The sequence below is a fragment of the Achromobacter sp. NFACC18-2 genome (assembly GCF_900108985.1).
Taxonomy (GTDB): domain Bacteria; phylum Pseudomonadota; class Gammaproteobacteria; order Burkholderiales; family Burkholderiaceae_B; genus Achromobacter.
The window spans coordinates 25,354-39,957 of the sequence record NZ_FNYM01000005.1 but is presented as its reverse complement, the minus strand read 5'-3'; the positions used below and the strand labels follow the sequence as shown (position 1 = coordinate 39,957).

At 68.7% G+C, this 14,604-nt stretch carries 13 protein-coding genes; 3 read left to right on the top strand and 10 right to left on the bottom strand.

Annotated features, from left to right (window positions below):
- Positions 1-155: 155 nt before the first annotated feature.
- Entirely contained in the window at positions 156-914 is a 759-nt protein-coding gene (locus BMW75_RS08950) for a 16S rRNA (uracil(1498)-N(3))-methyltransferase (RefSeq protein ID WP_092578698.1), read from the top strand.
- Between the two features lie 16 nt (positions 915-930).
- On the opposite strand, the gene BMW75_RS08945 is transcribed toward BMW75_RS08950, so the two are convergent.
- The 4 genes from BMW75_RS08945 to BMW75_RS08930 form a co-directional block, all read right to left on the bottom strand.
- Positions 931-1,398, bottom strand: coding sequence for a barstar family protein (locus BMW75_RS08945; RefSeq protein WP_076516055.1), 468 nt, complete (start codon positions 1,396-1,398; stop codon positions 931-933).
- A complete protein-coding gene (locus BMW75_RS08940) occupies positions 1,395-2,624 on the bottom strand; it encodes a patatin-like phospholipase family protein (RefSeq protein ID WP_175493128.1) in 1,230 nt (409 codons plus the stop codon). The genes BMW75_RS08945 and BMW75_RS08940 overlap by 4 nt, the downstream gene beginning before the upstream one ends.
- A complete protein-coding gene (locus tag BMW75_RS08935; RefSeq protein WP_092578696.1) occupies positions 2,605-4,893 on the bottom strand; it encodes an NADP-dependent malic enzyme in 2,289 nt (762 codons plus the stop codon). Before BMW75_RS08935 ends, BMW75_RS08940 begins: the two co-directional genes overlap by 20 nt.
- A gap of 133 nt (positions 4,894-5,026) precedes the next feature.
- Complete coding sequence (locus BMW75_RS08930) at positions 5,027-5,938, bottom strand: FAD-binding protein (protein ID WP_092578694.1); 912 nt, start codon at positions 5,936-5,938, stop codon at positions 5,027-5,029.
- Positions 5,939-5,981: 43 nt separating this feature from the next.
- Between BMW75_RS08930 and BMW75_RS08925 the strand changes: the two genes are divergently transcribed.
- The gene (locus BMW75_RS08925) at positions 5,982-7,142 is read left to right on the top strand and encodes a pyridoxal phosphate-dependent aminotransferase (RefSeq protein WP_092578692.1); all 1,161 of its coding nucleotides are present in this window, start codon (positions 5,982-5,984) and stop codon (positions 7,140-7,142) included.
- A gap of 103 nt (positions 7,143-7,245) precedes the next feature.
- Here the strand turns inward: BMW75_RS08925 and BMW75_RS08920 are convergent, their stop codons facing one another.
- Positions 7,246-8,064 carry a lytic transglycosylase domain-containing protein gene (locus BMW75_RS08920; protein WP_092578690.1) on the bottom strand — a complete coding sequence of 273 codons (819 nt, stop codon included), beginning with the start codon at positions 8,062-8,064 and terminating at the stop codon, positions 7,246-7,248.
- 81 nt (positions 8,065-8,145) lie between these two features.
- Here BMW75_RS08920 and ubiD point away from each other — a divergent pair, with 81 nt between their 5' ends.
- A complete protein-coding gene (gene ubiD, locus BMW75_RS08915; RefSeq protein ID WP_092578688.1) occupies positions 8,146-9,690 on the top strand; it encodes a 4-hydroxy-3-polyprenylbenzoate decarboxylase in 1,545 nt (514 codons plus the stop codon).
- Positions 9,691-9,818: 128 nt separating this feature from the next.
- On the opposite strand, the gene BMW75_RS08910 is transcribed toward ubiD, so the two are convergent.
- The 5 genes from BMW75_RS08910 to BMW75_RS08890 all read right to left on the bottom strand — a co-directional run bounded on the left by BMW75_RS08910 (position 9,819) and on the right by BMW75_RS08890 (position 14,602).
- A complete protein-coding gene (locus BMW75_RS08910; protein WP_092578686.1) occupies positions 9,819-10,181 on the bottom strand; it encodes a hypothetical protein in 363 nt (120 codons plus the stop codon).
- A 3-nt stretch (positions 10,182-10,184) separates the two neighbouring features.
- Positions 10,185-10,601 (bottom strand): phage holin family protein, encoded by a 417-nt coding sequence (locus BMW75_RS08905; protein WP_076516071.1) that lies wholly within the window; start codon positions 10,599-10,601, stop codon positions 10,185-10,187.
- A gap of 68 nt (positions 10,602-10,669) precedes the next feature.
- On the bottom strand, positions 10,670-10,987 hold the full coding sequence (locus BMW75_RS08900; RefSeq protein WP_056326638.1) for an ElaB/YgaM/YqjD family protein: 318 nt from the start codon (positions 10,985-10,987) through the stop codon (positions 10,670-10,672).
- An 84-nt stretch (positions 10,988-11,071) separates the two neighbouring features.
- A complete protein-coding gene (locus tag BMW75_RS08895; RefSeq protein WP_092578684.1) occupies positions 11,072-11,797 on the bottom strand; it encodes a hypothetical protein in 726 nt (241 codons plus the stop codon).
- 66 nt (positions 11,798-11,863) lie between these two features.
- On the bottom strand, positions 11,864-14,602 hold the full coding sequence (locus BMW75_RS08890) for a nitrate reductase (RefSeq protein WP_092578682.1): 2,739 nt from the start codon (positions 14,600-14,602) through the stop codon (positions 11,864-11,866).
- Between the last annotated feature and the right edge of the window lie 2 nt (positions 14,603-14,604).

The following is a 14,604-nucleotide window of genomic DNA, read 5'->3' as shown; positions in this document are numbered from 1 at the left end:
AGTAGGTTGCGAAGCAGGAGATTTTAGCATCAGGGGATTTCCCGGACGCCATCGCCCGGATGCCCTATGTAATCGGGGGTTTCCAAGGGAAAGGGGCGAGCGGTGGTAGGCTACGCGTACTCGTCAGAACGCCCCGTTTCCCGCTACTTGCCCCCATGCCCGCCCCCCGTTTCTACTGCGACGTTCCCCTGGCCGCCGGCGCCCGCATCGCCCTTCCCGACGCCCTTGCCCATCATGCCGTGCGCGTGCTGCGCCTGCGCGCCGGCGAGGCCATCACGCTGTTCAACGGCCTGGGCGGCGAATTTCCCGCGGTGCTGGAAATCGACGGCAAGGCGGGCTACGCCCAGCTTGGCGAGTTCAATCCCCGCGAGGCCGAACTGGGCGGACGCATCACGCTGGCGCAGGGCCTGCCCTCCGGCGACAAGATGGACTGGGTGGTGGAAAAGGCGGTGGAACTGGGCGCGGCGCGCGTCTGCCCCATCGCCGCGCAGCGCAGCGTGCTGCAACTGTCCGGCGCCCGGCTGGAAAAGCGCGTGGCGCACTGGCAGCGCATCGCGCAATCGGCCGCCGAGCAATGCGGCCGCAACCGCCTCATGCCCGTGGATGCGCCGCAGGCGCTGGCCGACTGGCTGGCCCAGCCCGCCGACGGATTGCGGCTGCTCTGCCACCCCGAGGCCGACCAAGACCTGGCCGGCCTGCTGCAAGGCGCATCGGGCGGATCGGAGGCATCGGGGGCATCGGGCGCGCAGGCCCTGACCCTGCTGGTCGGCCCGGAAGGCGGATGGACGGATAAGGAATTGGACGCGGCGCGCCAGGCGGGCGTGCAGGCCGTGCGCTTCGGCCCGCGCGTGCTGCGCACCGAGACGGCCGGACTGGCGCTGATTTCGGCGGTCAGCGCGCTGCAGGGCTGGTAGTCCCGGCCCGGCCGGATCAGTCGTTTTCGCCGTAGGGGGCCGCGGCCACGCCAGGCTCCGGATCGGGATGCTTGCCCGCGTGTTCGATCACGTAGGCGAAGACACGGCCGTTTTCGTGCGCGAAATCCGCAACGTCGGAACAGACGGTTTCGATGCGGACCGCGTCTTCTTCCAGCGCCGGATCGCCGGAATGCAGTCGGTACAGCCACAGCACCACGCCGGACTTGTGGTCCAGCACCGTGTCGCACAGGCAGTCGTACAGGGCATCCAGGTTGCCGCCGAAGTACTCGGGGAAATCCACGGCCTTGACGATGGCGCGCAATACCGCCGAGCGGCTGCGGCAGGGGTCGCAATTGGCGACAAACAAGGACAGGCCAAGTTCGTGCGCGGCGTCCACCACGGCCTTCTTGTCCAGCCCGTCGTGAGCCAGCGCTCCGCCGCGCATGAGCTGCCGCTGCAAAGTAGATTGGCCATTGCGCGTCATGCCTGTGCCTCCCTGAAAAAGGCGATCACTTCGTCGTTACGCTGCATCGTATCGGCATAACCCAGTTCAATCAATCGCTTGGTGTAGCTGGCTTCGAAGAGGAGATAGGACATCAGCGCCCCTCCCCCCGGACGGCCTGGATCGGACGATACACCGAGTACGCGGAAAAGCGCACGCGCCTGGGCGGGCATGTCCTGCAAATGCTCGAGCGCCATCAAGTCCAGCGACTGGCTGGGCGTGAGGGTCAGCACCTCGACGCGGCGCACGGCTGGCGGCGCGCCATTGGGGCCGGCGTGCTCCATCAGGTAGTTGATGCGCTCCAGGCGCTCGACGTCCGCCGACAGGCTGTCCAGGAAGATGCTCGACAGCGCGTGCCCGCCCACCTGGGCCAGCGACGGATACGGCGGCGAATCGGCGCGCGCCTCGGGGTGGGTGTCGTCGCGGTAACCCGTGCCGATCACCATCACCCGGTGCGCGCCCAGGTGGATGGCCGGGCTGATCGGCGCGAGCTGGCGCATCGAGCCGTCGCCGCACCATTCGCCCTTGCCGTGCACGTGCACCTGGCGGGCGGGAAAGACAAAGGGAATGGCCGACGACGCCATCAGGTGGTCGATATTGATGGGCGTGGGTATCGCCAGCCGCAGATAGCGGTGCCAGGGCTCGATCCGGGTGTGCGCCTGGTAGAAGGTCAGATGCTCGCCGCTGGTGTAGCCCGAGGCCGTGATGGCCAGCGCCGACAGCGCGCCGCCTTCCAGGTTGGATTGCAGGTTGCGAAAGTCCAGCACCCGCTCCAGCAGCGCCTGCATGGGGGCATTGTCCAGCAGGGAGTGCGGGCGCTTGCGCGTCAGGCCGGAGTACATCCAGCCCAGCGACAGCAGGCCCAGCCAGCGCACGCCCGTGCGGATCAGGCCGGGCGCGTCGGCCCGGTAGATCATGTCGGTGTTCAGCGACGACCACAGGCGACGGATGCGGCGCACGCCCAGGTGGGGCCGGTCGGCGCGGCAGGCCAGCGCCGCGGCGTTGATGGCGCCGGCGGATGTGCCGCAGATGATGTCAAAGGGGTTCTGGAAATGGGAATGCCAGTCCGGGTCCAGCAGCTCCATGATGGCGCTGAGCACACCGACCTGGTAGGCGGCGCGCGCGCCGCCGCCCATCAGCACCAGGCCGGTGGGCGTGCGCGGGCACGCCCTGCCGGCCGGCGTCACTTCAACGCGGTGTATTGACATCGACCACCGTCATCGCGGTCATGTTGACGATGCGGCGCACGGTGGAACTGGAGGTCAGGATATGCACCGGCGCATTGCAGCCGAGCAGGAACGGGCCCACGGCCACGTTGCCGCCCGCCGCCGTCTTGAGCAGGTTGTAGGCGATGTTGCCGGCATCCACGTTCGGGCACACCAGCAGGTTGGCCTCGCCCTTGAGCGTGGACGAAGGCAGGATGCGCATGCGCAGGGCCTCGTCCAGCGCGCAGTCGCCGTGCATTTCGCCGTCGATCTCAAGCTCGGGATCGATCTGCCGGATCAGCTCCAACGCGCGGCGCATCTTGGCCCCCGAGGCCGAGCTGCCCGAGCCGAAGTTCGACCGCGACAGCAGCGCTGCCTTGGGCGCAAGGTACAGCCGGCGCATTTCGCGCGCGGCGGCCACGGTGAACTCGGCGATCTGTTCGGCCGAGGGCTCGTCGTTCACGTGCGTGTCCACCAGCACCACCGTGCGCTCGTTGAGCAGCAGGATGTTCATGGCGGCATAGACGTTGTGGCCCGGGCGGCGGCCGATGACTTCGTCCACGAAACGCAGATGGTCGTGGTAGGCGCCGACGGACCCGCAGACCATGCCGTCGGCATCGCCCAGGTGAACCATCATCGCGCCGATCAGCGTCATGCGGCGGCGCATTTCCACGCGCGCCATTTCCTTGGTGATGCCGCGGCGGCACATGCGCTCCCAGTAGGTGGTCCAGTACTGATGGAAGCGTTCGTCGTATTCCGGGTTGGTGACTTCGACGTCTTCGCCCAGGCGCAGGCGCAGGCCCAGCTTTTCGATGCGGGTCAGCAGCACCGACGGGCGGCCCACCAGGATGGGGCGGGCCAGGCCCTCGTCGACCACCACCTGCACGGCGCGCAGCACGCGCTCGTCCTCGCCTTCCGCGAACACGATGCGGGCGGGACCGCCCTCGCGCACGATGCGCTTGGCCGCCGAGAACAGCGGCTTCATGAACGCGCCCGAGTGGTACACGAACTGCTGGAGCTGCTCTTCGTAGGCTTCCAGGTCAGCCAGCGGGCGCGTCGCCACGCCGCCTTCCATCGCGGCCTTGGCCACGGCCGGGGCGATGCGCACGATCAGGCGCGGGTCGAAAGGCTTGGGAATCAGGTATTCGGGGCCGAACGAGATGTCGAACGTGCCGTAGGCCGCGGCCACGACTTCGTTCTGTTCTTCCTCGGCCAGTTCGGCAATGGCGTACACCGCCGCCTTTTCCATCTCGCGCGTGATGGTCGTGGCGCCCACGTCCAGCGCGCCACGGAAGATGTAGGGAAAGCACAGCACGTTGTTGACCTGGTTCGGATAGTCCGACCGGCCCGTGGCCATGACCACGTCGTCGCGCACGCCGTGCGCCACTTCCGGCAGGATTTCCGGCGTGGGATTGGCCAGCGCCAGGATCAGCGGACGCGACCCCATGGCGGCCACCATTTCCGGCTTGAGCACGCCGCCGGCCGACAGGCCCAGGAACACGTCGGCGTCCTGGATCACCTCGGCCAGCTTGCGCGCGTCGGTCTTTTGCGCAAAGCGCGCCTTGTCCGGGTCCATCAGCGTGGTGCGGCCCTCATAGACCACGCCCTCGATGTCGGTCACCCAGATGTTTTCCAGCGGCAGGCCCAGGTCCACCATCAGGTCCAGACAGGCCAGCGCCGCGGCGCCCGCGCCCGACGTGACCACTTTGACCGTCTTGATGTCCTTGCCCACGACCTTCAGGCCGTTGATGAAGGCGGCCGACACCGTAATGGCGGTGCCATGCTGGTCGTCGTGGAAAACGGGAATCTTCATGCGCTCGCGCAGCTTGCGCTCCACCGTGAAGCACTCCGGCGCCTTGATGTCCTCAAGGTTGATGCCGCCGAAGGTGGCTTCCAGGCCGGCGATGATCTCGACCAGCTTGTCCGGATCGGTTTCGTTGATTTCGATGTCGAAAACATCCAGGCCGGCGAACTTCTTGAACAGCACCGCCTTGCCTTCCATGACCGGCTTGGAGGCCAGCGCGCCGATGTTGCCCAGGCCCAGCACCGCGGTGCCGTTGGTGATGACGCCCACCAGGTTGCCGCGCGCGGTGTAGCGGAACACATTGGCCGGATCGGCCACGATTTCCTCGCAGGCCGCCGCCACGCCGGGCGAGTACGCCAGCGCCAGGTCGCGCTGGTTCGTCAACTGCTTGGTGGGCGTGACAGAGATTTTGCCGGGGCGCCCGTGCTCGTGATATTCAAGGGCGGCTTTGCGAAGGTTGGCATCCATAGGGCGGCTTCTGGCTAGAGTGTGTGACACGGAAAGAGGAGGAATTCTATTCCCATGACGCGCCACGCGATACGGCACGCCTTCCTCGTTCTTGGGATCGAGCGCCGAAATCTTACAGCAAGCTGAATGTTTTTCAGACTTCAGGCCACAGGATTTCGGGGAAGCAGCCCTCGGGATCGAACAGGCTCTTGACGCGTCCGTCCAGGCGGACGGTTGCCAGGCCAGGGGCGTCGGGCGCGGATCGGGCCGACGCGCCGCCGTCGGCATCGGCGCCATTCCAGGCCGGCACATCGGCCAGCAACGCGCCATGCAGCCAGGCCAGCGTGCCGCCGTGGCCCAGCAGCAACTGCGCCAGGTTGACGGTGGCTGGCGCCTCGGGCTTGAGCGCGTCCAGGCGGTAGCGGCCCAGCCAGTGATAGCCGTCGTGGGTCGCGAAGGCGTCGCCGCCGGACGCAAGCTGGAACAAGGCGGGCACCAGGCGCTGAACCGTGGCCGAGCGCAGCGGCTGGACGTCCGATTCGCCGAATGCCCCCAGCGTCTCTTCGACGCCATCGGCCAACAGCACGTCCGCCGCCAGCAGGCCCGACGCCGCGCAGCGTCCGGCCGGCCAGGGCGCCGGCGCCGCCACCCATTGGGCGAGCGTCATGTCGCCCGGCAGTCCGGCGAATTGCCGCAACCCGGCGCGGGCCAACTCGGCCAGCGTCACGCCCGGCTGCGCGCGCCAGCGCGGCGCGGGGCCATCGAGCCGGGTCAAGCCGGTCAACAAGGCGGGATCCACCCGCAGGCGCGGCCGGGCCGAGGGCGCGAACGGCCCGGCCGCGCCCTCCAGCTCCACGACCACGCGGTATTCGGCGCACAGCTTGCGCGCTTGCGCGGCGTCGGCGTCGCGAGCGGGCGTGAGGATGGCGCACGCGCCCTCCGGCCCGCCCTCGCCCAGGTCGCGGACCTGGCCCTGGCACACCAGCGCCAGGCGTTGCAGGAAGGCCGCCCAGGGCGTCTGGACCGGGCGACGGCCAAGGAGAAAGGCGCGCCGGGATGGCTGCATGACTACAATTCCTTTTTTGCTAGATGACGCTTTCGAGATTCCAATGCCCCGCCTCGCCGACCGCACCCATGATTTCCTGACGTTCCAGGTAATGGAACTGTTCAAGCAGGCGCAGGCGCTGCAGGCGGCGGGAAAGGACATTATCAGCCTGGGCATCGGCGAACCGGACTTTACCGCGCCCCCCCAGGTCGTGGAAGCGCTGGACCGCGCCGCCCGCGCCGGGCTCAGCGGCTACAGCCCGGGCGCGGGGATCGCCCCGCTGCGCGAGGCCATCGCCCGCTTCTACCAGGAGCAGTTCGGCGCCACGATCGACCCGCGCCGCGTGATCGTCACGGCAGGCGCCTCCGGCGCCCTGACGCTGGCCTGCGCGGCGCTGGTGAACCCGGGCGGCGAGGTGCTGATGCCCGACCCCTCCTACCCCGCCAACAGCAATTTCGTGCTGGCCGCGGGCGGCAGGCCGCGCCTGATTCCCAGCACGGCGGAAAAGCGCTTCCAGTTGTCCGCCGCCGACGTGGCCCGGCACTGGACGCCCGCCACGCAGGGCGTGATGGTGGCCTCGCCCAGCAACCCCACCGGCACCTCCATCGCCCACGGTGAACTGGCCCAACTGCTGGCGCAGGTGCGCGAGCGCGACGGCTTTGCCATCGTCGACGAACTCTACCTCGGCCTGTCCTATGACGGCCAGCCGCGCTCGGCGCTGACGCTGGACGACGACGTCATCGTGATCAACAGCTTCTCCAAGTATTTCCACATGACGGGCTGGCGCCTGGGCTGGATGATCGTGCCCGACGGCATGGTCGCGGCGGTGGAAAAGATCGCCTCCAGCCTGGCCATCTGCGCCCCCACGCTGGCGCAGCATGCCGCGCTGGCCTGCTTCACGCCCGCCGCGCTGAAGATCTTCGAACACCGCCGCGAAGCCTTCAAGCAGCGCCGCGACTACCTGCTGCCGGAATTCGAGCGCCTGGGCATCGACGTGCCGGTCAAGCCGGACGGGGCGTTCTATATCTATGCCGACATCAGCAGCCTGGGCATGGACAGCGCCACGTTCTCGCAGCGGCTGCTGCTGGAAGCCGGCGTGGCCGCCGTCCCGGGCCTGGACTTCGGCCCGGCGCATGCGGCGCACACCATGCGGTTCTCGTATGCCACCGGGCTGGACCGCCTGGAAGAGGCGGTGGCCCGGATGGGCGTGCTGCTGCAACGCTGACCTCCAAAGCCAAAGCGCGCCTGCGAGGGCGCGCTTTGTAGAGCCGGTCATGGAACCGGCCATGGAACCGGGCACGGAGCGGGGCACGAACCCGGGCGAAGACTCAGTCGCGCGCGATGGCGATGCCGGACGCCAGCGCCAGGCGGCGGCGTTCCGCCTGCACCTTGGCGCCGTAGCCGTTGTCGTCCGGTCCGGTGGAACCCACGTAACACGCCAGGCCGCCGTCCACGGACCCGCGCCGGTTGATGCAGTCGCGCAGGATGGTGGCGCCCACGCGGATGTTGGCCGCGGGGTCCAGCGGATTCTTGCCGACCGCGTCGAACTTGTCCTGGTGGACGCTGGTCATGACCTGCATCAGGCCCTGCGCGCCGACGTGGCTTTCCGCCAGCGGGTTGTAGCGCGACTCGATGGCGATCACGGCCAGCACCAGCAAGGGATCGAGCTGCTTTTCGCGGCTGACCTTGTACACGGTGTTCAGGAGCGGGCCGGTCGCGTCATAGGCAACCTTGTACTTGCGCGAGATATAGTTGCGCAATGCTTCCGCCTGCGGCCCCGTGGCCGCCGAGGCGGGCGTCTTGGGCGCGGGCGGCGCGATACGGGCCGGCCCCAGCATGCCGGTGGCGTTGCTGGCGGGTGCGGCGGGAACGGCCATGGCAATGGCCGACGACGAATCGACACCCAGTTCGGAGCCGGCTTCGGAATCGGAGCTGGCCTGCATGGACGAAGGCGCGAGGGCGGTCAACAAGGCTTTGTGCACTTGCAATGCCTGGTCGCGCAAACCAGGCAGGGCGAATCCCATGCTTACCGTCACAATGACCGCAATGCCCAGGTAAACAGAGCAAATGCGCAGGGACTCGGCAAGATATTGGTGCACTCCTTGGGCCATGTGCCTGAACAGGCTGGCCACTGACGCATCGGGCATGGAACCTCCTGCGTAAAAAAGAGGGAGTCAATGTTAACCTCTCTTTGAACCTGAAATGTAACCAAATAGCAGGGATCTGTAGTGAAATACCGCGACCTTAGAGACTTCATCGCCCAACTCGAACGGATGGGCGAGCTCAAACGCATTGGCGCCCCGGTCTCCACGCAACTGGAAATGACCGAAATTTCCGACCGCGTGCTGCGCGCCGAAGGGCCCGCCCTGCTGTTCGAAAACGCCCGCCACAATGGCCAGCCCGCGCAGATGCCGGTGCTGGCCAACCTGTTCGGCACCCCGGCCCGCGTGGCGCGGGGCATGGGCGCCGACAACGTCAGCGCCCTGCGCGACATCGGCGAGCTGCTGGCCTCCCTGCGCGAACCCGAAGCGCCCAAGGGCCTGCGCGATGCGCTGGCCAAGGTGTCGATGCTGAAATCCGCGCTGTGGGACATGAGCCCCAAGAACGTCAAAAGCCCCGCCTGCCAGGAGATCGTCTGGGAAGGCAAGGACGTGGACCTGACCCGCCTGCCGATCCAGACCTGCTGGCCGGGCGACGTTGCGCCGCTTCTGACGTGGGGCCTGGTCATCACGCGCGGACCCAACGCCAAGCGGCAGAACCTGGGCATCTACCGCCAGCAGTTGCTGGGGCCGAACAAATTGATCATGCGCTGGCTGTCGCACCGCGGCGGCGCGCTGGACTTCCGCGACCACGCCATCGCGAACCCCGGCACGCCATTTCCGATCGCGGTCGCCCTGGGCGCCGATCCGGCCACGACGCTGGGCGCGGTCACGCCCGTGCCTGACAGCCTGTCCGAATACCAGTTCGCCGGGCTCTTGCGCGGCTCGCGCACCGAGGTCGCGCAGGCGCTGGGCAGCAATCTGTCGGTGCCGGCCTGGGCCGAGATCGTGCTGGAGGGTCACCTGCTACCGTCCTCGGATCCGCGCGCCATCAAGCCCGTGGTCCCCGAGGGCGTCAATCCGCCGCCGGACAGCGGCTACGAGATGGCGCTGGAAGGTCCCTACGGCGACCACACCGGGTACTACAACGAGCAGGACTGGTTCCCGGTCTTCACCGTCGAGCGGATCACGATGCGGCGCAACCCCATCTATCACTCGACCTACACGGGCAAGCCGCCCGACGAGCCGGCCGTGCTGGGCGTCGCGCTGAACGAAGTCTTCGTGCCGCTGCTGCGCCGCCAGCTTCCGGAAATCGTGGATTTCTACCTGCCGCCCGAAGGCTGCAGCTACCGCCTGGCCGTGGTGTCGATCCGCAAGCAGTACGCCGGGCACGCCAAGCGCGTCATGTTCGGCTTGTGGAGCATCCTGCGCCAGTTCATGTACACCAAGTTCATCGTGGTCGTGGACGAGGACATCAATCCGCGCGACTGGAAGGAAGTGGTCTGGGCCATGACCACCCGCATGGACCCGGTGCGCGACACGCTGCTGGTCGAGAACACGCCGATCGACTACCTGGACTTTGCCTCGCCGGTGTCCGGCCTGGGCGGCAAGATGGGCCTGGACGCCACCAACAAGTGGCCGGGAGAAACCAGCCGCGAATGGGGCACGCCCATCACGATGGACGCCAACGTCAAGAAGCGCGTGGACGATATGTGGGGGCAGTTGGGCTTGTAGGCGCCCGGCTCGCGGCAGCGGGCACAAAAAGACCCCGCCGCTGAATGCTCCCCGAAGGCCCGACGGAGGTCAGGCTGGCGGGGAGGCATTCAGCGGCGGGGTCGTTTTTTGCTTCGTGCGGACTGGCGTCAGCCGCGCTCCCTGTCGTCGTCCTGCCGCATGCCGCGCCAGGCCTTGAACAGTTGCCAGCCCACGAAGGCGCCGCCGGCCAGCTTCAGGAGCTTGCCGCGCTTGCCCCCGCGCATGAACATGGCGGACAGGGACGAACTGATGATGGGATAGCGCCGCGCCAGGGTGATCGCCTGCAAGGCCCAGCGCGAGGCGCCACCCGACGCAAGGCCGGGCAGCATGCCGCGGATGAGCGCGCCGGGCTCGAGCTTGCGCCCGGCCGAGACGATGCTCTGCGCCAATGATTCGCGCTCGATCGCGGCGCGGGCGCGCAGCAGTTCGATGCGCACGGCGCGGTCGACGGTGGGAGATCTCTTGTGCATGGCTCAGGGCTCCTCGCGCCGGCGTACCGCCGGCTCGTCGTCGGCATGCGCCTCGCGCACCCGGTCCAGCAATTCCGCATCGCGACCCAGCTCTTCGAGCGTGGCCGAGAACGGCGCCGGTCCGTACACGAGCCCGTGGCGCACCACGAGCAGCAGCACCACGCCGGCCACACCATAGAAGGCCGCCAGCAGACCCAGCGCCAGATAGCGGTCTTCCGTGGGCCAGAACGCCACGGCGATGGTGATGGTGGCCACCAGCACCGCCAGCGTCAGGAATAGCAAGGCCGCAAACGCCAGGCCCAGCAGCTTGAGCAGGCGCGCCTTTTCGTCCGCGGCTTCCAGAGCCAGCAGCTCCAGCCGCGTGCGCATCAGCCCGACCAGGCTGGAGGCAACACCGAAAACAGTTTTTCGTAGACCCATGGCTGAAAGAACGCCGGGCGGCAGGCGCCGGCATGTCGCCGCGCCTGCCGCCCGGACGTCCTGCCCTGTCAGCGGCGGCTGATCAGCAAGCCGAGCAGCAGGCCGGTCACGCCTGCCACCCCGATGGCTTGCCAGGGATTGTCATGCACGTAGTCGTCCGTCGCGCGGGCGGCCTTGCGACCGCGTTCGAGGACGGCATCCTGCGCTTCGTACAGCGCCTCGCGCGTGCGCCGCAGCGACGTCAGGGCGCGGTCGCGCAGTTCATTGGCCTTGTCGCCGGTGCTGCTGGCTGCTTCGCGCAGCAGGCTTTCGGCGTCATTCAGGCTGGTCTTGACACTGTCGATGAGTTTTTCTTTTGCGACGTCTTCGGATTTTCTCGTTGCCATTTTCTTGAGCTCCTGTTGTGTGTCCATGACGAATCGATGATACCAGCCGCCACGCCGGCGCAATCGCCCGCGTGCTACCGGGTGCTACTTGATCTGCGTAATCTCAACCGCGGACTTCACGCCGCCCTGGTCGATGTCCTGCTTCATCACCAGATTCACGGCGGGGCAATACCAATCGGTGACGGTCGTGTTCATGCCGGGAATGGGAATCGTCAGGCCCTGGAACGTGGCCATGGTGGGATCCGAATTGCGGGTGTAGGTAATCGGGTGGCAGGACTGCTGGCCCAGGGCGGTGTCGAGCGAGGCCTTGGGCCCCACCTTCTTTTCGCCGATGCGCACGGTGGTGCTGGGCTGTCCGCCCACGGGCGCTTCCTTGCCGATCTTGAGGCGGAACGACGAGCCCGGCAGCTTCTGGCCGGCGTTGAGCTTGCCGTCATAGGCAAAGAGGCCAAGCATCCGCAGGTCGAACTGGCCCTCGGACGGCTTGGGCGCTTCGCCGGCGCTCGCGTAGCGCAGGAAGGTCGCCTGGCCGCCCTTGACCGTCATCAGGTAATCGAGCTTGGATTTGCCGGGGGGCAGGCCCGCGTAGCTGAACCGGGCGACGCCCTGCACGCGCGCGCGGCAGTTGTCGCCATTGCTTTTTGTAACCTCGGCGAACGTCAGGTCGGCGCCCAGCGCCAGATTGCCCGAGCCGGTCAGTTGCACCGCGCCGCCATCATGCATGAACTGCGCGTCGCACACGCCGGCCTGCGCCATGCCGGCCGCGCCCATCGCGCCCGCCGCGATCACCAGGGATGCCACTTTTCGCATCGTCGTCACAAGCCACTCCAGAAAACCGAAAACGCCGTCAGCGCCTGGCTGACAGTTGGCTTGATACTACACCGGTTGCCGCGCGCGGCGTATGTCCGAACGTGTCGGGCGGCGCGCCATCAGTGACTGTATCTCCGGCACGCAGGAGCCGCAACCGGTCCCGCAGCCCAGCGTTTCCTTCAGCGCCGCCAGGTCGCAGCCGCGCGCGATGCCGCCCAGGATCGCCGCCTCGCTCACGCCATGGCAGACGCAGACGGTGCGCGACCGCGCCGGTCCGGCCACCCGGCCCATCAGAAGCGCGGCGATGCTCGCGGGCGCCTCGCCGCCTCCCGCCCAGGCCAGCAGCGCGTCCTGCGCGCGCAGGTCGCCGGTCAGCAGGAAGGCGCGCAGCCCGCCCTGCCCGGCCGCGACCCGGCGCAGCGTGCCGCGCGCGGGATCGTCGTACGCCACGTCCGGGCGCCGCAGGTCCAGCGCCTCGGCCAATTCGTGCAGCAGCGCGGGATCCGGCGCCGCGCGGCTCGCGAGCCGCAACCGGACCCCGCCGGCGCCGGTCGGCAGCACGACGGCGTAGTCGAAGCGGCGCAGCCACGGCGCGAGGTCCGCGCGCAGCGCCGCGCCATCGCCCTGCCGCCAGGCGCCGGCCTGCCAGGGCAGGCCGGCGGGTTCGGCGCGCACTGCGCTGAACTTCAGTTCGGGCTGCCGCGATACGGGATCGGTCGCGGGATTGGTCAGCGCATTCACCCCCAGTCCGGCCATGAAGGCGCTGCCCCAGTGCATCGGCACGAAAGCCTGGCCGGGACGCACCGCGTCGTCCGGCTGCGCCGGCAGCACCAGGCTGCCTCGCCGCGAATGCAGCCGGGCCAGCGCGCCGGGCTCCAGGTCCAGGCGGCGCATGTCATCGGGATGCAGCGACACCCACGGTTCCTCGACATGCTGCGTCAGCGCCCGGGCCAGCGACGTGCGCGCCATGGTGTGCCAGTGGTCGCGCAGCCTGCCGGTGGTCAGCTGCAGCGGGAATTTCTCGGACGTCGTTTCGGCGGTCGGCCGCCACGACACATCACAGAAACGGGCGCGGCCACTGGGCGTGGGAAAGACGCCGTCGGCGTACAGGCGCGCCGTGCCCTGCCCCTGCCGGTACGGCCACTGCTGCGGTCCGCGCTGCGCCAGGGTGCCGTAGTCCAGTGCGCTGTAGTCCAGGTCCCGGCCGGCCGTCATGCGGGCATGTTCGGCAAAGACTTCGCCCTCGTCACGGTAGGCGAACAGGTCCGCCTTGGCCGGCGCCATGCGTGCGGCAAGGCGGCGGGCCACCGCCTGCGCCAGCCGCCAGTCGGGCTGCGCGTCGCCGGGCGGCGCGATCGCGGCGCGGACCCGGCTGATGCGGCGCTCGGAATTGGTGACCGTGCCGGACTTCTCGGGCCAGGTCGCCGCGGGCAGGATCAGGTCAGCGTAGGCCAGCGTCTCGGTGCCGGCGTAGGCCTCCTGCACGATCACGAACTCGGCGCGTTCCAGCGCCGCCCGCACGCGCGCCTGGTCCGGCAGCGACTGGGCCGGATTGGTCGCCGCGATCCAGAGCACCTTGATGCGCCCTTCCAGCACCGCGTCGAACATGTCCATCGCCGTCGCGCCCGGCGCGTCGGGCAGGCTGTCCACGCCCCACAGGCGCGCCACCTCGGCGCGGTCGGCGGCCGAAGCGGGATCGCGATGGCCCGGCAGCAGCGTCGCCATGCCGCCGGCCTCGCGGCCGCCCATGGCGTTGGGCTGTCCGGTCAGCGAAAACGGTCCCGCGCCGGGACGCCCGATCTGCCCGGTCGCCAGATGCAGGTGGATCAGCGCGGCATTCTTGTCGGTGCCCGCCACCGACTGGTTCAGACCCATGGTGTAGAGCGACAGCGCCGCGCCCGCCTGCCCGAACCAGCGCGCCGCCTGCACGATATCGCGCGCAGGCACGCCGCACAGGCGCTGCGCCGCCTCGGGCGTGACCGCCTGCACGCGCGCCCGCAGCGTGTCGAAGCCCTCTGTGTGACGCCGGATGTATTCCTCGTCGACCAGGCCTTCGCGCAGCATCACGTTGAGCATGGCGTTAAAGAGCGCGACATCGGACCCCGGCGCCAGCGGCAGGTGCAGATCGGCGAAGGCGGCGGTATCCGTGCGCCGCGGATCGACCGCGATCACTTTCATGCCCGGCCGGCTGGCGCGCGCGGCTTCCAGCCGCCGGAACAGCACCGGGTGCGCATAGGCCATGTTGGACCCGGCGATCAGCACCGTGTCCGCCAGCTCCAGGTCCTCGTAGCAGGCCGGCGGCGCGTCCGCGCCCAGGGTGCGCTTGTAGCCCGACACCGCGCTGGACATGCACAGCCGCGAATTGGTGTCGATGTTGTTCGTGCCCGCCAGCGCGCGCGCCAGCTTGTTGAAGACGGCGTAGTCCTCCGTCAGCAACTGGCCCGACAGATAAAAGCCGACCGAATCCGGCCCATGCCGGGCGATGGCGCCGGCCAACCTGTCCGCTGCCAGGTCCAGCGCGTGCGCCAGGGCGATGTCCTGCATGGGCTGCCCGCGCGCCTCGCGCGCACGCGCCGACAGCACGCGGGCGCCATCGCGTCGGACGGTATCGGCCAGGGCCAGGCCCTTGCTGCACAGGCGGCCCCGGTTGGCCGGATGCGACGCATCGCCGCGCACGCCCACGACCGCGTCGCCACGCACCTGCACGCGCACCCCGCAGCCGGTGCCGCAATAACAGCAGATGGACGCGACTTCACGCGTGTCCTCGCTGATGATGTCAATCCGGCGCGCCATCGGCATGTCCATCG